Origin of the sequence: Novacetimonas sp. GS1 (assembly GCF_036686925.1) — a bacterium.
GTDB classification, from domain to species: domain Bacteria; phylum Pseudomonadota; class Alphaproteobacteria; order Acetobacterales; family Acetobacteraceae; genus Novacetimonas; species Novacetimonas hansenii.
Genome location: NZ_VSZP01000001.1, coordinates 584,734 through 603,148 on the forward strand (window position 1 = coordinate 584,734; position 18,415 = coordinate 603,148).

The 18,415-nt window shown below is 58.7% G+C and carries 15 protein-coding genes; 7 read left to right on the plus strand and 8 right to left on the minus strand.

Translation table 11 applies throughout. The features are described from left to right. The first annotated feature begins 15 nt into the window (after positions 1–15). From FYB92_RS02650 to FYB92_RS02665, 4 genes are read left to right on the plus strand one after another with little or no spacing between them, the layout of a single operon-like run. Entirely contained in the window at positions 16–1,665 is a 1,650-nt protein-coding gene (locus FYB92_RS02650; RefSeq protein ID WP_062810053.1) for an MFS transporter, read from the plus strand. Positions 1,666–1,683: 18 nt separating this feature from the next. Beyond that, positions 1,684–2,760 (plus strand): HlyD family secretion protein, encoded by a 1,077-nt coding sequence (locus FYB92_RS02655; RefSeq protein ID WP_332828127.1) that lies wholly within the window; start codon positions 1,684–1,686, stop codon positions 2,758–2,760. 5 nt (positions 2,761–2,765) lie between these two features. After that, positions 2,766–4,331, plus strand: a complete 1,566-nt coding sequence (locus tag FYB92_RS02660) for a TolC family protein (RefSeq protein WP_332828128.1) — start codon at positions 2,766–2,768, stop codon at positions 4,329–4,331. Beyond that, entirely contained in the window at positions 4,328–5,065 is a 738-nt protein-coding gene (locus FYB92_RS02665) for a hypothetical protein (RefSeq protein ID WP_062809599.1), read from the plus strand. Before FYB92_RS02660 ends, FYB92_RS02665 begins: the two co-directional genes overlap by 4 nt. 127 nt (positions 5,066–5,192) lie before the next feature. Here the strand turns inward: FYB92_RS02665 and FYB92_RS02670 are convergent, their stop codons facing one another. Next, complete coding sequence (locus tag FYB92_RS02670) at positions 5,193–6,101, minus strand: DMT family transporter (protein WP_003621390.1); 909 nt, start codon at positions 6,099–6,101, stop codon at positions 5,193–5,195. A 788-nt stretch (positions 6,102–6,889) separates the two neighbouring features. On the opposite strand from FYB92_RS02670, the gene FYB92_RS02675 reads away from it, so the two are divergent. Further along, positions 6,890–7,192, plus strand: a complete 303-nt coding sequence (locus FYB92_RS02675) for a general stress protein (protein WP_408902331.1) — start codon at positions 6,890–6,892, stop codon at positions 7,190–7,192. Between the two features lie 173 nt (positions 7,193–7,365). Here FYB92_RS02675 and msrQ read toward each other — a convergent pair whose 3' ends face one another. The 5 genes from msrQ to FYB92_RS02700 all read right to left on the minus strand — a co-directional run bounded on the left by msrQ (position 7,366) and on the right by FYB92_RS02700 (position 11,827). Further along, on the minus strand, positions 7,366–8,013 hold the full coding sequence (gene msrQ / locus FYB92_RS02680; RefSeq protein ID WP_332828129.1) for a protein-methionine-sulfoxide reductase heme-binding subunit MsrQ: 648 nt from the start codon (positions 8,011–8,013) through the stop codon (positions 7,366–7,368). 1 nt (position 8,014) lies between these two features. Further along, a complete protein-coding gene (gene msrP, locus FYB92_RS02685; protein ID WP_003621393.1) occupies positions 8,015–8,968 on the minus strand; it encodes a protein-methionine-sulfoxide reductase catalytic subunit MsrP in 954 nt (317 codons plus the stop codon). A 488-nt stretch (positions 8,969–9,456) separates the two neighbouring features. Then, entirely contained in the window at positions 9,457–9,684 is a 228-nt protein-coding gene (locus FYB92_RS02690; protein ID WP_332828130.1) for an aldehyde dehydrogenase family protein, read from the minus strand. Between the two features lie 197 nt (positions 9,685–9,881). Next, positions 9,882–10,937 (minus strand): NAD(P)-dependent alcohol dehydrogenase, encoded by a 1,056-nt coding sequence (locus FYB92_RS02695; protein ID WP_040512616.1) that lies wholly within the window; start codon positions 10,935–10,937, stop codon positions 9,882–9,884. Positions 10,938–11,155: 218 nt separating this feature from the next. Continuing rightward, positions 11,156–11,827 carry a hypothetical protein gene (locus tag FYB92_RS02700; protein WP_003621396.1) on the minus strand — a complete coding sequence of 224 codons (672 nt, stop codon included), beginning with the start codon at positions 11,825–11,827 and terminating at the stop codon, positions 11,156–11,158. A 1,185-nt stretch (positions 11,828–13,012) separates the two neighbouring features. Between FYB92_RS02700 and FYB92_RS02705 the strand changes: the two genes are divergently transcribed. Next, positions 13,013–14,695 (plus strand): SulP family inorganic anion transporter, encoded by a 1,683-nt coding sequence (locus tag FYB92_RS02705; RefSeq protein WP_075595747.1) that lies wholly within the window; start codon positions 13,013–13,015, stop codon positions 14,693–14,695. A 122-nt stretch (positions 14,696–14,817) separates the two neighbouring features. Here the strand turns inward: FYB92_RS02705 and aroA are convergent, their stop codons facing one another. After that, complete coding sequence (gene aroA / locus FYB92_RS02710) at positions 14,818–16,080, minus strand: 3-phosphoshikimate 1-carboxyvinyltransferase (protein ID WP_075632371.1); 1,263 nt, start codon at positions 16,078–16,080, stop codon at positions 14,818–14,820. A gap of 552 nt (positions 16,081–16,632) precedes the next feature. Between aroA and FYB92_RS02715 the strand changes: the two genes are divergently transcribed. Continuing rightward, positions 16,633–17,064 (plus strand): Rrf2 family transcriptional regulator, encoded by a 432-nt coding sequence (locus tag FYB92_RS02715; protein ID WP_062809591.1) that lies wholly within the window; start codon positions 16,633–16,635, stop codon positions 17,062–17,064. A gap of 68 nt (positions 17,065–17,132) precedes the next feature. On the opposite strand, the gene FYB92_RS02720 is transcribed toward FYB92_RS02715, so the two are convergent. Then, the gene (locus tag FYB92_RS02720; protein WP_332828131.1) at positions 17,133–18,290 is read right to left on the minus strand and encodes an L-dopachrome tautomerase-related protein; all 1,158 of its coding nucleotides are present in this window, start codon (positions 18,288–18,290) and stop codon (positions 17,133–17,135) included. Positions 18,291–18,415 lie beyond the last annotated feature (125 nt).

Genomic DNA, 18,415 nt, shown 5'->3' on the forward strand with positions numbered 1-18,415 from the left:
CCTGGCGCACCTGTCATGCCGGGGGATACCGCATCGGGGGATACCGTGCCGGGCAATGGCACGCCTGTCGTGCATGCCGCCCCACCCCTGCCGTCCTATATCCCGCCGTTTGGCATGCGTACGGTTGTGGGCTGTCTTGGCATGCTGCTTGCGGTGCATGTCGCGGGTTTTAATGAACATGTAACCGAAATCGGGCTGTCGGACATCCGTGGTGCGATGCATATCGGCCACGATGAAGGCACGTGGGTAATCTCCATCTACGAGGCGTTCAATATTGCGGCCATGGCGTTTACGCCCTGGTTTTACATGTCGTTTTCCATCTATCGCTTTTCCATATTCATGACCGCGACGATGGCGCTGCTGTCCATCCCCGCACCGTTCATGCCCGATGTGACGTCGTTGTGCATCCTGCGCGCGGCACAGGGGCTGGCGGGGGGATGCCTGCCGCCGGTGCTGATGACGGTCATGTTGAAATATCTGCCGCCACAGATCCGGGTCTTTGGTATCGCCGGATATGCCATGAGCGCCACCTTCGGCCCCAACCTTGGTGTCCCGCTAGAGGCATTCTGGTTCGAGGATATGGGTTGGCGGTGGCTGTACTGGGAAATCGTGCCCATGGCGGCGGTGGCGATCGTGATGATGGCTTATGGCCTGCCGCGCGATCCCATGCACCTTGAACGGTTTGAGAAATTCAACTGGCTCGGCCTGCTGATGGGGTTGCCCGCGATCTGCGCGCTTGTGACCGTGCTGTACCAGGGGGACCGGCTGGACTGGTTCCGCTCCCCCGTGATTACGGACCTTGCTTTCTGGGGTGGGGCGGCCTTTGTCGTCTTTGTGGTGAACGAGGCCTTTCACCCCAGCCCCTATTTCAAGATCCAGTACTGGCAGAGCCGCAATATCCAGGCATCCCTTCTGTCGCTGATCGGTATCCTTGCGATCTGTGCGTTGATGACGGATGTGCCGGTCACGTATCTGGAGGCGGTGCGTGGCTACCGTCCGGTGCAGGCTGCGCCGATTTCACTGGTGGTTGCCCTGCCGCAACTGCTGATGCTGCCGCTGATTGCCGCGATCTGCAACAGTCGCAAGGTGGACTGCCGCTATATCCTTTCGGGGGGGATGCTGTGCCTTGCGCTGGCAAGCTGGCTGGGCACGTGGCTGACGGTGGACTGGGTGCGTGACAATTTCTATCCCATCCAGATCCTTCAGGTCTTTGGACAGCCGATGACCGTCATTCCCACGCTGATGCTTTCGACAATGGCGCTGGGGCCTGCGGACGGGCCGTTCATCTCCGGCATGGTCAACCTGCTCAAGGGGCTGGCGAACGCGGTGGCCTTCGCCCTGTTTTCCGCATTGTCGCGGCGGCGTGAACAGTACCACTCCACCATGCTGCTTGACCATCATGGCGCCCATGCGACTGCCCTGTCGGGGCAGGGCGACCCGATTGCGGGGCAGCTTTCGGCCACGTCGCCAGATGGCGGGCATGTGGCGGCGAACATATTGCAGGTGTTCCATACCTATGTCCATGAACAGGCGCTCGTGCTGGCGTTGGTGGATATCTATTTCCTGCTGGTCTGGGCGTGTCTTGGCTATGCGGTGATGAACCTGCTCCTGCCGCGCCGTGTCTATCCCCCCCGTGCCCCATCTCCATCGCAACATGCCGGATAGGCATGACAGGAACAGGCCATGATCTATACGAAACCCCTTCTCATTTCCGTTGCGACGGCCATTGTGCTGGCGTGTGGGGCATATGTCGGCACGCGCCTCGTCAATGGCAACGGTGTGGATGAATATACCAACGATGCCTATGTCACCGCCGATTTCACGACCGTAGCGCCCAAGGTTGCAGGCCGTATCGACCGCGTGGTGGCGCAGGATAACGAACATGTCCGCCCTGGCGAGGAACTGGCCCATATCGAGGATGACGATTACCGCGCGGCGCTGGAGGTCGCACGCGGCAATGTCGCGGCGGCACAGGGAGAGGTCGCGAACCTGGACGCCGAACTTGGCCGGCAGCAGGCGGTCATCGCGGGTGCGCGGGCGGCGGTCATGGCCGACCAGGCGGCGTTGGTATTCGCGCGCCAGAACGCGGCGCGGTACCGCAACCTGTCGGTGGGCGGTGCGGGCACGGTGGAACAGCGCCAGTCGTCCGACGCGCGACAGAGTGAGTCAGAGGCCACCGTGGCGCGCGATCAGGCGGCGGTGGACGCAGCGGTGGGGCAGGTGTCCGTCCTGCAGGCGCAGGTGCAGCGCGCGCAGGGTAATCTGCTGCGGGCGAATGGGGCGCTGCATCAGGCCACGCTGAACCTGTCGTACTGCACCATTCCTGCCCCGGTGGAGGGGGTGGTGGGCGAACGTGGCGTGCGTGTGGGGGCCTATGTCCATCCGGGCACTGGGCTGCTGGCGGTGGTGCCAACGCAGGCGGCCTATGTTCTGGCCAATTTCCAGGAAACACAGTTGACGCATGTGCGTACCGGACAGGCGGCGACCATCTGGGTCGATACCTTCCCCGGACGCCCGCTCCACGCGCATGTCGACAGTCTTGCCCCCGCCACGGGCGTCGCCTTCGCCCCGATCCAGCCCGATAACGCCACCGGCAATTTTACCAAGGTGGTACAACGTATCCCGGTCAAGCTGGTCTTTGATCCCGGGCAGCCACTTGCGGCGATGGTCCGTGTCGGCATGTCGGTGGAAGCACGGATCAACACAGCCTCCGCCCCCGATGGGATACATGCGCATGACGAGCGGTACATATGGCAGTGAATCTCATGACCCGTCTTTGTAGGGTGCGTGCGCGCCTGTCGGGTGGCATTGCGCTGCTGGCGCTTGCGGGATGCGCGGTGGGGCCGGATTATCACAAGCCACGCAACATCGCCCCCCACGACTGGCACCAGAGCATGCCCCCCGCGCAAAGCGCGGTGGCCGAGACCGGCATGGATGCGCGGTGGTGGTCGATCTTTCATGATCCCACCCTGAATGCGCTGGAGGCGGAGGTCGTGCGGGCCAATCTTGACCTGCGTGCCGCCGCCTACCGCTTTGCGCAGAGCATGGCCGAACGCAGGATCGCCAGCGCGGCACAGTTCCCCCATGCGCAGGCCAACGCATCCTATGCCCGCGAACGTGCCAGCACGAATGGCGTGCTTGGCCTGCTGGGTGTGATGGAACAGCAGGGCGCGGGCACTATTGCCAGTGGGACGCAGGGGTTTGGCCCCACCGCCTTGCCCGGCCGTGTGGGCAATCCGTCGTTCAACCTGCCGCAATATGGCATGAATGCATCGTGGGAAGTGGATTTCTGGGGCCATGTCCGCCGACAGGTGGAGGCCGCGACCGCCGCCATGCATGCGACCGAGGATATGCGCCGCGATGTGCTGGTGTCGCTGATGGCGGAAACGGCGCAGGATTATATCGAATTGCGCGGGGTGCAGGCGCGGATCGCGATTGTCGAACATAATATCGACATCGCGAAACATAGTGTGGACCTGACGACGCAGCGTTATGCCCAGGGTGCAGCGACGCGGCTGGATGTGGCCGATTCCACGGGACAGCTTCACACGTTCGAATCACACCTGCCGGTGTTGAAAAGCCAGGAAATCCATCTGCTGAATGCGCTCAGTTTCCTTGTCGCGCGCGAACCGGGCGCACTGACGGCACTGTTGGGCGCGCCGGCCGCCATTCCGCCGGTGCCTGATTCGGTGCCGGTGGGCCTGCCTTCGGAACTGGTCGATCGCAGGCCGGACATCCGCATGGCCGAAGAACGGCTGCATGCCGCCACCGCCAATATCGGCGTGGCCGTGGCGGATTTTTTCCCCCGTGTCACCCTGTCAGGCAGCCTTGATGTACAGGCGTTGCAATTCAGTGGGCTGGGGTCGTGGGCGTCGCGGCAATATGGTTTTGGCCCGACCGCGACCTTCCCTATATTCGAGGGCGGCCGCCTGACGGGGCAGTTGCGCCTGCGCAGGGCGCAGCAGAAGGAAGCGGCCATCATGTTGCAGCGGACCATCCTGAAGGCATGGCAGGAAGTTGACGATGCGATGGCCGATTTTTCCGCAGCCCAGGGCCAGCGTGACCGGTTGGCCGAGGCCGTGGCGGAAAACCAGATCGCGGTTGATACGGCGCAGGCGCAGTATGTGCAGGGGGCGTCGGACTTCCTGAATGTGCTGACGATGCAAAATGCCCTGCTGGCGACGCAAAGCGAACTGGTGCAGGCGACGACGCGTGTTTCCACATCGGTTGCACGACTTTACCGTGCGCTGGGTGGCGGGTGGGAGACGGCCTTTCCCTTGCCACCAGTCAGGCACGGCCATGCGACACAGGCCACCAGCACGGGGAAATGATGATGATCGAGGTGCGCAAGGCCGGGATGGCCGGATGCCTGCATGATGCCGGGGTGACATTACGCTGTCACTTTGCCTTTCGTACCTGCGGGGATGCGGGGCGGGTGCATTGGGGGCGGTTGCGCGTGGTTAATGTCGCAACCATGGCGCCGGGCGCGACCTTTGCGCTGGGGGCAGAGGAAAATACCGAGATCCTGACATGGACAGGTGCGCAGGAGCTGTATTTTTCCGGCCCCGGTTTCGTATCCTCCACCCTGCCACCGGGCAGCGTGCAGGCACTTGGCGCCGGTGACGGGGTCAATGGCCCTGCATGGCGGGCGGGTGCGGGCGGTGGCGGGTTCATCCAGTTCTGGTTCCTGCCTGATGATGAAGGTGGCAGCCCGGTTGTGGACGTGCGCACCGCCTGCCCCATGCGCGAAGATGGTGGTTTTCGTATCCTCGCCTCCGGCTTTCCCGAAGATGACCCGGAGGCGGAATCCGATATTACCGATGGCGCCCCGTTGACCATCCGGGCAAGTGCGCGGCTGCTGGATGCCACAGTGCGTGCGGGTGACAGCGCGGTTTATGCGACCGTGCCGGGGCGGGCGCTGTATCTTCTGGTGGTGTCGGGGGCGGTGGCGGTCGATGGGCGCGCACTTGATGCGGGGGATGCGGCGGCGGTCAGGGCCTGCACGGGGATCAAGCTTACTGCCAGCACGGCGGCGTATGTCATGCTGGCCGATATCGGGGAATAAGCGGCCTACGAACGCCACTGAAGGTTATCAATGGAAGGTTCATGGCAACATTTCCCCAATGGTGCCGAAAGATATGTCCGCGGATGCTTTTCCCGGGTCTCTTCGCCGTTCTTTATCCCAGGGATGCCTATCCGTCGTTTACTGCCTTGCTGCCACGTGGCCGCAGTTCGCCCACGATCACCCCGGCGATGATGAACAATGCGCCCAGCAGGGCAAGAGGGGGCAGGCGTTCACCCGCGATACGCCCAATGATACCGGCCCAGACAGGCTCCCCCGCATAGATGACGGTGGCGCGTGTGGGTGAAATGGCCTTCTGTGCCCAGTTCATCGTCAACTGGATCAGGGCGCTGGCAATACCCAGTCCCCCGCTACAGACCAGCCAGACCCATGAAAAGCCGGGGATTGCCTCACCCCCCAGGGGCATTGTGGCAAAGGCCAGTATCCCCGCCACCAGAAGCTGCACCACCGTGACACGCCTGCTGTCCACCTGGGCTGCAAACCGGCTGATAAGGATGATCTCGCTTGCGATTGCCACGGTTCCCAGCAGGGTTGCCGCCTCGCCCCGGCTGAAGGCCCCGCCACCGGCATCCGGTCCCGCCAGCAGGAGAAGCCCGCCAAAGGCAAGGGCAATGCCGACCCAGTTCATCAGATGCGGCATGCGATGCAGCACGACCCATTGCAGCACCGGCACCATGGGCACGTACATTGCGGTGATGAATGCGGACTGGCTGCTGGTGATGCTTTGCAGGCCATAGGTCTGCAGGCTGTAACCCAGGAAGATGCTGATGCCGATTGCAATCCCCGCGCCCAGTTCACGCATGGTGAGGGCACGCATGCATTTATGGAAAACCAGCAGGCTTGCCCCCCCGGCGGCAAGGAAGCGGAGTGCGACAAAGAACAGCGGGCCGCACGACCGCATCGCCAGATGCACGATCAGGAACGTCGTGCCCCAGATCACGGTGACACCGATCAATGCGGCTTCCTGCCGTGAAAGCGGGAATGAAGTGGGGCGGGTGGTCGGGGTTACGTGCTGCATGCGCCGTCTATACACATACCATGGCGTCCCGCCCACCCATGATGGCGGTTTCGTGCAGTCGGGTGGCATGAAGATTTTATGAATGATTGCTGATGCAGGCACAATGTTTCGGAATCGAAAGTAAAGTGCCGGAGGTCGCACCAAGGTTTTGCGTCGCAGCGGCGCGCCAATCCTTGAAAAGAAGGAATGTGCGGACAGCCTGTTGAGACGTAATAATGAAAAACTTGTCTGCGATGCCTTCGGAAGGTTGTCTAGAGACTGTTTGAAAAAGTAAGTCCGATAAGATCGTGAAATAATAAAAGTTTTTGGTGAAGATTTTTTCAAAAATCTTCGAAAGACGTCGCCTTTTCCGATCGAAAGGCAACGCCAAAAATCTTTTTCTATTGTTTATCAAGGGCCTGTTTTCAAGCAATCTCTCAGGAAAAATTATCCAGATATTTTACTATATTACAAAGGGTTTTTCAAAAAATCTTTCACGGTGTTGCGGGATGTTTTCCATGTCAAAATATTGCCGATACTGCGTCGAACATAATGATAGAAATATTTATATGAAATATGAATTTTATTGAAAATATTCACTGTAATTCATACGGAATTTATTTATTTTTGAACTTATAATGATAATTTTTATTACATGATTATTTTTTGAACCCAGGAACCGCTATCATGGAACATCGTTGAGTCGTCCACAGCGGTCCTTCGGGGATTGCTTCCCCATGCGGGTTTGCGCACGCAATGGGGGAAACAGGGATTCCCGTGTGTCGCTGTACTCTCAGGAGGAGATGACCATGACCCATCACATATATCACAGCCCCAATGTCGGCATGTACACCATGGCCCCGGCGGACCGTCACGGCGGGGGTGGTACGCCAGACATGCCCGGTAATTTCGCCAATGATCCCAAACAGGTATCGGGGGCGGGCCATAAAGGAGGGCGGCACAGTCCGGGACATCTTGCCAGCGCCCCCAGACGCGCGGCAGAGGCCGGCCATAAGGGTGGACAGCAGAGTTCGGGCAACTTTGCCAATGACCCGCAGCGTGCGGCCGACGCCGGCAGGAAGGGCGGTCTGCACAGCCACGACAAGACATGAACGCCACCTGAAAAGACGGGACCCGCAACGGGTCCCGTTTTATTATGGGGTTTGGGTAAAAAACAAATAAACCACAGGATGTTTGAAAATTTATGGAAATTTCATAGAGGAAGATATTTCAGGAATCCTGAACATTCATCGTATTCGTAAAAATGAATATGGGGAAAACATTTCTATGGTTGTGTCATATTGCCCCGGCCGGATGCCGTGCGCATGCGTGTAACCTGCCTGCCGCGCCACAGCACCAGTAGACCCAGTGCGGCGGCATAACCGACACTGGTGGGGGTATAGGTCTTGAACGCCATCAGGAAATGCACAGCTGCAAGGATCGCCACGCCATAGGTCAGGCGATGCAGCCCCCGCCACCGGCGGCCCAATGTGCGTATTGACCATGTATTTGATGTCAGCGCCAGCGGCACCAGCAATGTGAACGCGCCTGCCCCGATCATCAGGAAGGGACGGTGCGTGATGTCGCGCCACAGCACGGCCATGTCGAATTGCTGGTCCAGTGCGACATAGACCGCCACATGCATGCACGCATACCAGAAAACCAGCAGCCCGAACGTCCGGCGATAGCGCAGCAGGCTGTATCCGCTGACCTCGCGCAGGGGGGGGATGCACAGTGTCACCAGCAGGAAACGTACGGCCCACAGCCCCAGCCAGCGTTCAAAGACGTTGACCGGGTCCGCCCCCAACTGGTCATGCGCGCCGTACCAGAAATACAGGGCCGCCGGCATCAGGCCAAGCAGCGTGATAACCCATGTTTCAAACCGCCATGGCATGACGGTCCGATGGCGTGGCGGGCCGCTGATATAGGGCATGTCAGAACTGTGCCCGCAGGTTCATCTGTCCATACAATCCGGCGACCTGTTCGCCATATCCATTGAACATCAATGTTTTTTTCCGGCCGCCCCCAAAAAAGCCACTGGCGCCGATGACGCGTTCTGTCGCCTGACTCCATCTGGGGTGGTCAACGTCGGGATTGACGTTGGCAAAGAACCCGTATTCCGTGGGGTCCATGCGGTTCCATGTCGTGGGGGGCATCTGTTCCACCAGCCGGATGCGCGTGATCGACTTGATCCCCTTGAACCCGTATTTCCAGGGCACCACCAATCGCACCGGCGCGCCGTTCTGGTTGGGCAATGTCTGCCCATACAGCCCCACCGCAAGGAAGGTGAGGGGATGCATCGCCTCATCCAGCCGCAATCCCTCCACATACGGCCATGGCAGGGTATCAAGGACGGCGCGCTGTCCGGGCATCTGTTGGGGGCGGACGACGGACTCAAACGCGACATAGCGGGCGCTGCCCAATGGTTCTGCCTGTTTGAGCAACGTCGCCAGCGCAAAGCCGTCCCATGGGATGACCATGGACCATGCCTCCACGCAGCGCATGCGGTATAACCGCTCTTCCAGCGTCATCGTGGCCATTAACTGGTCGATGTCCCATATGCGGGGATGCGCCACCAGTCCTTCGACCGACAGGGTCCATGGGCGTGGCTGGAAGCCGGCACCATAAGCGGAAGGATCGGCCTTTCCCATCCCGAATTCATAGAAATTATTGTAATGCGTGATGTCTTCCAGCGACGTTGGCCTGTCGGTGGCCTGAAACGGGCCGGGCTGTGTCCGCAGGGCCGCCGCCATGGCGGGGCCTGTATGGCTGAACGGCGCGGCAACGGCGGCCAGCGAGGCAGCAGCCATGAAATGACGGCGGTTCATCCATGCCGCGTGTGGCGTGATTTCGCTGGGGCGGGGATGGGGATAGGACCAGCGTGCCATGTATGCCTCTTTCCCGGTGGGAGGCCCCGAAAGGGGGAACGACCATATTGGGCATTGTCCATGCACAGGGCAAGGGAACAATCCGTTGGGCGTGGGTCCATCATATAAGAGAGTGTTTGAAAAAATAAGAAAAGTTTTTGGGTGCCGCCTTTTTTCAAAAAGGCGGCGTCTTCTGAAGCTTTTTGGAAAAATCTTTACCAAAAACCTTTATAATTTCAGGATGTTATTGCGCCTGACGATTTCAAATAGGCTTTTTGGGAAAATATATTATATTTTTGATGACATCAAAATATAGGCGTAATTCCCGGAGAATATTAATAAAATATAATGAAGTTCAATGAGTGTTTAATTTTTCACAAATGTCACCATTACACCTTCTATGATTTCATATCACTTGACGACGGTAACAGGTTGTCTGGAAAGGGATGGGCATTGATCCATTAAATAATAAAAGTTTTTGAAAAATACCTGCCAAGGACTTTGATTATTCAATGTAGTATGAATAAAAATTTCAATCCGGCGGAATGGTCGGCCTGTGCGCGCAACTGTTGCGCTGCATGTTGAAAGATGTTGCCTCGTTCGGCGAAATCGGTGCGTGCCCATGGGGTATAGGTGACCTGTGCGTGCGTGACAGCATGTTCAAGCTCGTCGGTGCGCAGGGCGGCAAAAGTTGCGACTAGTTCGTTGATATAGGGGTTTATCGTTTTGTAAGCCATGGTGTGCCTCCCTTGATAAAGGGGAGCGAGCATCCATCTGCGCGACATCGACGCGGTTATGGCAACCGCATGACGCCCGTTGCGGAACTTGCGTGCCCCTATCCAACATATGGGGCGGCCAAAGGTTCGGTCGGGGAGGTTTTTTATCGGGCCATGGTGGGGGCACCATTCTGATGCCCCCGATATTGCATCAGGGATCAGGCGGTTGCCGGCATGCTGGCCATATCAATGACAAAACGGTATTTCACGTCGGAACGTAACATACGGGTATAGGCATCCTCGATCTGGTCCATGCGGATCATCTCAATTTCGGCGGTGATGTTGTGTTCACCACAGAAATCCAGCATTTCCTGCGTTTCGGGAATGCCACCAATCAGCGACCCACTGAAACTGCGCCGCTTCATCAGCAGGCTGAACACCGAAACCGGTAACGGCGTTTCCGGCGCGCCAACCTGCACCAGCGTGCCGTCACGCCTGAGCAGTTCAAGATAGGCATTGATGTCATGATTGGCGGCGACGGCATCAAGGATGAAATCAAACCGCCCATGTTCGCGGGCCATGGCGTCGGGGTCCTTTGACAGCACGACTTCATGCGCGCCAAGGCGCAGGCCATCGGCAACCTTGTCGGCGGAAGTGGTGAACAGGACCACTTCCGCGCCAAAGGCACGGGCGAATTTCACCCCCATATGACCCAGTCCGCCCAACCCGACGATGCCAACCCGCTGTCCCGGCCCCACCTTCCAGTGGCGCAGCGGGGAATAGGTCGTGATCCCCGCGCACAGCAGGGGGGCGACGGCCGCGGGATCAAGTTTTTCAGGGACTTTCAGGACGAAGGCCTGGTCCACCACAATGGCGCGTGAATACCCGCCAAAGGTGATGCCGCGTCCCTGCCGGTCTTCGCCATTATATGTGGGGACAAAGCCCTGTTCGCAATATTGTTCGAACCCGTCACGACAGCTTTTGCAGTCACGGCAGGAATCGACCATGCAGCCCACCCCCACGAGGTCACCGGTGTGAAAGCGTGTGACCGATGCCCCCACCCGTGCCACGCGTCCCACGATTTCGTGTCCGGGGACGCAGGGAAAGATGGTGTTGTGCCATTCGTCACGTGCCTGGTGCAGGTCGGAATGACAGACGCCGCAATACAGGATGTCGATCTGTACATCATCGGGGCCGGGATCGCGGCGGTCCAGCGTGATGGGGCCAAGGCGCGCATCGGCGGCGGTGGCGGCGTATCCGGTGCATGAAAACATGAAATGCCCTTTGTGCCTGATGGGGGGATGAATACCTGGTGACAGCATATCGTGGGGTGGAAGTGTGCGCGACCCCGTAACGTGATTGCACGAAAGCGTGAAAACAGCCGAGGGGCCGCGATGGGTGGGCACGCGACGGGTGGCATGGGGCGGATGTCGTGGGGCAGGGATTTTCCCTCCCACGATATGATGGCACGGCAGGCCCTGTGCAGGGGGCGTTATTTTTTCTTGTAATCCTTTGCATGAATGCTTGGGATAATTGAAAAATGCAGCGACGATTGTTCCTCTGCCGTCCAGTCCGTCAGGTGTGATTCCGGCATGTTCAGGCCCGTACTCTGTGGCACGTCCTTTATCTTCGGGTTTTTGTTCAGGACGACGTTTTTCTTGATAATGCCATCTTCTGGTTTAAGCTCAATTGCAGCCCACGTGCTGTATATATCGGAAATATTTGTGCTTCCGGCATAATGATTGTTGATGAACAATGGTGAGGACGCGATATGATGCTGCATGGCCATGAAAATAAGCCATTTACCCGCAGGCAGGTCGGGAAAGGTGAACACACATCCTTGCTGATAAGGTGCTATCCTGCCGAATTCCTGTGAGTGTTTGTCAACGCTGGACTTAAACCGCCAGGGGGAATCAATGACCCTGATCCATTCGCGATAATATGGTGTATCTGGTGCCAGGACTGCATTTCTGGCCAATGCATCGCAGCTTATTTCCTTATGGTGCGCATCCAGCATGTAACCATGCAGGACCAGTGTCGTGTCACCGGTTTTGTTCGTCCATGCCGCATCTTGCGGGTTGAATTTCACCTTGAAGCTTTCACATCCCTGAAGAGAAAAAACAGCTGCCATGCATGCGAGCAGCAGTGAAGTATTTTTAAGCATTCTGAATTTTTATCCCTGAAATAACTTTATTCAGGGGGTATTTATCACTTCGTTTCAATATGTCACGTCTTCTTTGCCTGCCTGTGCATCAGTCCGGCATGGTATCTTTGGGATGTGCGTGTGATTGCCGGCCCTATCGTATATGTTTGTGCCCTGCCTTTGTCAGGCATCGTTCCATCATGGGGATGGGGCGAGGTTTGTTTTTAAAGATTGATATAAAATTCTTTTTTCGAAAAATATTTATAATAATATGTATTTATTAAATTTACCGGATGCAGGTTCTATATCCTTGGTGAATATTGAACTCGTTATTGGTGCGGGGCGAAGCCGATCCCTGTCGTGCGCATATGTTCTGGGTTTCTGATGTCATACCTGAACGAAATTTCGGAAATAATTGATGGGAGCAGGTCAAAAATATGTCGATAGGAATATTTGTTGTATATTTTAGGAATGTTTTATGCCGCCATATCGTCATGTCATGTGGCGTATCAACGTAAATCAGGGGCGTCCGGGATCAAGCATTGCTAATGAGGATGTTTGAAAGAATAAATCTGATAAAATCATGAAATAATAAAAGTTTTTGGTGAAGCTTTTTTCAAAAAGCTTCGAAAGCCGTCGCCTTTTCGATTGAAAGGTAACAAAAAATATTTTTCCATTGTTTATCAAAGGTTTATTTTCAAACGATCCCTAATATGATGTTTAAAAAGACAGGATCAATAACATCCTGAAATTATAAAGATTTTTGGTGATTATTTTCCTGAAAAACTTCAGAAGATACCGAATTTATGAAAAACGTCGGCACCAAAATTTTTCGTAATTTTTATCAAAACTTGATTTGAAACAATCTCTAACAGGGTCGTTTTCTGAAAACGAGACGTTTTTTCAATATTTCTGGCGAAAGCATCTCCCAAAAACGATATTTTCAGGATCTGGGGTGAGTTCTTTTGCGGGCATCACGTTCTTTCAAAAATGAATGCCTGATCTCCTTTCAAGAAATATGTGAGGTATGCCCATTCATGATGGATATGCCCGGCCTGTCGGGATGTTGCCACACGATGGCCGCGCCGTCGGCGCTGGTGGCGTATCCCGTGCATTTTACGATATGATCGGGGATTCCTGCCACGACATTGTGGTGTGGGACGACGTTGGGATGCGGGCGGCTGGATTGCGGGCGATGGTGGTATCATGGATGTAAAAACAGGCCCCTTGGGGGGGATGCCGCCCCGACCGGGATGGCATGCGCGCCTGCGTGACGTTATCGCGGGAATATCGCTTGCGTCGATGAACATCCCGCAGGTCCTTGGCTATACCCGTATTGCCGCCATGCCGGCGGTGACAGGGCTGTATACGGTGTTGCTGCCGCTGGTGGCGTTTGCGTGTTTTGGTTCGTCACGACATCTGGTGGTCGCCGCAGATTCCGCCACCGCCGCCATCTTCTCCAGTGCGCTGGGCCGCATGGCCCCACCGGGCAGCCCGCATTACATGGCGCTTGTCAGCATGGTCGCGTTGCTCAGCGCGGGATTCTTGCTGGTTGCGCGTCTGTTCCGCCTTGGCTTCCTGGCTGATTTCCTGTCACGCACCGTGCTGGTGGGATTTATGGCCGGGGTGGGGATACAGGTTGCACTTGCGATGACGCGCGACATGCTGGGCATTGTAACCACCGCGCATAATCCGCTTTTGCAAATATTCCAGACATTGATGCATGTGCCCCGGGCCAGTCTGCCGACGATGGCGTTATCGGCCTGTGTCGTGGGGCTTATCATGGCGGGCGACAGGCTGGCGCCGCGTGCGCCGCTGGCGCTTGTGACGGTGGTGGGGTCGATCATCGCCAGCATGATGTTCGACCTGTCGCATCATGGGATAGAGACGCTTGGTCCGATCGAACGTGGCCTGCCACGTTTGCGCCTGCCCGATGTGTCATGGAACGACATGCTGGCGCTGTTGCCTGTCGCCACATCGTGCGTGTTTGTCATCATTGCGCAAAGTGCGGCGACATCGCGTGCTTTTGCCATGCGTTTTCACGATCCGGTTGACGATAACGCGGATATCCTTGGCCTGTGTGCGGCCAATGCCGTGGCGGGGCTAAGTGGTACATTCACCGTCAATGGCAGCCCGACCCAGACCGCGATGGCCGCGCGCGCGGGGGCACGTACACAGCTTGCGCAACTGACATTCGCCGCCGTGACGGCGGTGGTGCTGGTGTTCCTGACGGGGCCGCTGCGGTACCTGCCGCGTTGCGTGCTGGGTTCCATCGTCTTTACGGTGGCGGTGGGGATGATTGACCTGCGCGCCATCCGTGCCATCCGGCGTGAAAGTCCGGGCGAATGTGGGCTTGCGCTGATGACGGCGGCGGCGGTGGTCGGGATCGGGGTGGAACAGGGGATCTTCCTCGCCATTGCGCTGTCACTGTTTCGCCATGTGCGTCACAGTTATGAACCCCACACCATGATCCTGTGCCATGACCCGCATTCGGGTCTTTTGGAACCGCGCGCTGTTGCCGCCGGGGTGCGGACATCGCCGGGGCTGGTGGTCTATCGGTTCTGTGCGGACCTGTTTTATGCCAATTCCGCGCGATTTGTCGGGGATGTGCGGATGATGGTGGAGGGGACGCCGGTGCCGCTGTCATGTCTGGTGGTAGATGCCAGCGCCATTACGGATATCGACTTTTCCGCTGCCAGTGACCTGCGTGACCTGTTCACTGCCCTGCGCACGCGTGGTGTAAGCGTGATCTTTGGCAGGGTCAGTCCCTATCTGCGGGCCGATATGGATCGCCACCGGATAACCCCGGTGGTGGGCCTTTCCAATATCCATATGCAACTGCATACCGCCGTCGCCGCAGCAGAAGCGATCATCAAACAGGAAAAGTAATGGTTCCCAAAGGGCGTCGCCCTTTGGTGGGGGATCGGGGGCAAGGCCCCTGAAAGTTCGGCATCCGCCCCCACCGCAGGTTACATCCGGGTAAACCCCTGTCTTGTCATCAGCTTTTGTCATCAGCCGGGGCTGATGCTTACCCCAAGTGCCCTTAGCGTATCCCAGTAAGCGGGGAACGTCTTGCCCACGCAGCCGGGATTGAGGATCGAAAGCCCCGGGATTTTCAGTGCCGCCAGGGCGAAGGACATGGCAATGCGATGATCGTCATATGTTTCGATCCGCACGTCCTTTGCGGTGTTGGCGGGGTCGGGATGCGGAAAGACCAGAAGGTCGTCGCCTTCCTCACGCGCATAGGCGGGATTGATGCGCTGCATCTGGGTGGCGAGCGCATGCGTGCGGTCGCATTCCTTGACGCGCAAGTTCTCGATCCCGACAAAGCGCACCGGCGTTTCATTGAACATGGCCATGACCGCAAGGGTGGGGATCGCATCTTGCATCTGCGATCCGTCGATTACGGCGGGCATGTGGGGAAAGGATTGGATCACGTGCCACGCGGCGGCATCGGGCTGTGTGAAATCGCCAATCGGGAAACCGATGTCGATTTCCCCCCCCGACAGGGCCTGCGCCGCCCACAGGTAGGTTGCGGCGGAGGCATCGGGTTCGATGCGCAAATCGGTTGCGGTATATCCGCCCGGTGCGACCGTCCATGACGCGTCGTCGCCGGATGTGACGCTGGCGCCAAAGGCGCGCATCGCCGCGATGGTCAGCCCGATATAGCCATGTGCCCCGATATGCGGTCCGGACAGGCTGATGCGCACGGGGGTGCGGCTGCATGCCGCCATCATCAGCAGGGCGGAGACATACTGGCTCGACAGGCTGGCGTCGATTTCCACTTCCCCCCCCGACAGCAGACCGGTGCCGTGGATGGTGACGGGGGGGCAACCGCTTGGCGCGCTGGCGTCAATGCCCAGCGCACGCAGCGCAGTCACCAGCGGGGCGATGGGGCGGCGCGCCATGTTGGCGTCGCCCCCCACGACCACCGTACCGCGCACCAGCGCGCTTGCCGCCGTAAGGAAGCGTACCGCCGTGCCCGCATTGCCCAGGAACAGCGGGGCCTGTGGTGCGTGCAGCGTTCCGTCTGAACGCACGACAAAGCTGGTTGCGTCGGGTTGTTCCACGCTGATGCCCATCTGTTGCAGGGCCTGCGCCATGTACAGGGTGTCGTCGCTTTTCAGGGCACCGGTCAATTGCGACGTGCCGCGCGCCAGTCCCGCCAGCAGCAGGACGCGATTGGTCACGGATTTCGACCCCGGCAGGACCACGCGCCCCTTCAGCGGTGCGGTGATGGGCTCGATGCTCAGGCAGGGAGGGGGCGCGTTCATGAAAAGTCCGTTTTCCGTCATGATGGGGCGGGCCATGCCAGCGCCCTCCCCGCCGTCGCGGCGGCAGGGGATGGGGAGGGATGGTCCTTTTTCGTCTGGATCTGGCGATATCCGTGCTGCGGTCATATCACCGCGTGGCGCGTTTTACCAAGGCCCGTCGCCACGTCCGGGCGTGATACGGATCGCCGCGTTCCCGCACGGTGGCATGGCCGGGGGACATCCGCGCAGGGATCGTGGCGCATGCGAAAGAAAGCGGTGCATCCCGGTCGATAGGCCCCCCGCAGCGTCCGTCATGCAGCGTCCGTCACGTGGATATTACAAAATGCGCGAAGCCGGACGGACGGGCATGAGGATGTGTGTGTCTCTGCCCGAATCCTGCCGGGTTATGGCGGTAAAGTCCTGTTCTGTGGATCTGGCGGCAGGGACGCGGATGGATCGGCGCGGTTATAAGAGACTGGTCTAATGTGTTGTCTGTTGGCGGATTTTATATAAATAGTGCCCTTGCGACATGGCGTCGCAGGCTCAGTCATTGCGTGCGAGATGCAAAATTAGATGCAGCTTTCCTTACACACAGACCATGCAGTGAAATTCCTGATCTGCATGACGCAATCCGGCATGCCTGCATGTGTTCAGGAGATATCGGGCAGGTGCGGCCTGTCCGCGCGTGAGGTCGCAGGCGTCCTGCAGGACCTGCACCATTGTGGCCTGATTGAACATGCCACCACAGGCGAAGGTTTCCTGCGCCTGCGCAAGGACCCCGCGCGTGTCCGTATCGGGGACGTCATCCGCAGTATCGAGGCCGTACGCCCCATGACCCCGAAAGAGGGCGCGTTTGCGCCGATGTTCGATATGGCGCATGCGGCCTTCGTCGATGCGCTGAACGATTATTCCCTGTCGGATCTTGCCACCCTGTCCGGGGGGGAGGCCACGGGTGCCGGTTTTGTCCCTGGCCTGCATGGCGTTTCCGTTCTGGTGCCGGGGTAAAGCACCGTATTCCTGACCCGTGGGTGATGCCCGGACGCGTTTATGGGGTGGTGATATCCCGGCCGACCCTATCGCACGGGACGGAGGTGCAGATCCATGCGATAGATCGTGACAGGCAGTTCCAGATGCGACCGGCCATCGCGTTCGAACGTGGCCGTCCGGTTCAATTGCACGGCAGGAATCCACAACGCGCCGTCATGGGCGATCCACATGGCATCAGCCCAGACCAGCCGCCTGTCCGCCACCAGCGTCGAAACCTGCCCCGTGGGCGTGATGCGCAGGACCCGCAACAGGTTGGTGTCCGAAACATACAGGTTGCCATCCCCGTCAATGGCTGTCCCCCCGGTGGTGGGGGTGTCATGGAACAGGCGTACCTGCTTTTCCAGCGCGGCGGGCGACAGATGTGCATCTTCCAGCGCGGCGGTGGGGACGACCCACATCGGGCCTGAACTCGGCTGGAAATAAAGCCTGGTCCCATCGGGGGAGACCTCAAGCTGGTCCGCATGGACGCGCGCGGGCCTGCCGTTGCTGATCAGAAGCTGTCCTTCGGCATACATCGGGCGTTCGTCGGTGGTGGAACGTGCATGTTCCAGCACCCGCCGTTGTTGCCCGGTCTTCATGTCCACCACCACAAGCCCCGGATCGCCCGCATCCGTCAGGAACAGGGTTGTACCGTGGAAGCGCAGGTCGTCGATATAGGTATGGGGCGTACTGGCGGCGGCAAGGCTGATGGTGCGGACGACCTGCCCGGTGGTGATGTCGATCACCACCAGCTTGGCCTTTGCCCCGGCGGGGGGATTGGGGGCGCCGCCGACATTGGCCTCCCCTGAATCCACGACCCATAATTTCCCGTCGGGACCAAAGCGGATCGCATTGACGCGCACGAACGCATGGTCATTGTCATGCGACGTGGCCCAGTCGTTCCATTTCGCATCGGGATAGGGGTGGGCCGTGCCGTCGGGGGAAAGTTCGGCCACCGTCGGCCCGGGCGTATCGCCCCCGCCCCAGTAAGGGAAGGAGACAAATACCCGCCCGTCATCGGATACGGCCACCGCGTTCATGACCCGTTGGGATGTATAGGCGACCTTCAGTGCGGGGGATTCGGTGCGTGTCGGGGTGGCGGCCCCGCCCTGCGTGACGCCCGCGCCAAGACAGAGCGCAAGGCCAAGCAGCAGGGGCGGCAGGACGCCGCGATGGCCGGTGGTGCGGGGACGGAACGGGCGCATGCGGTTTCCTCGGGCAATGACGGGAGGGGATGTGAAATCATCCTATCATTCCGTACCGGATGTGCGCATCACGCCATGGTGAGGGGGATGTCAGACGGCTGCCGCAACAGCCTGCCCGGTCTATG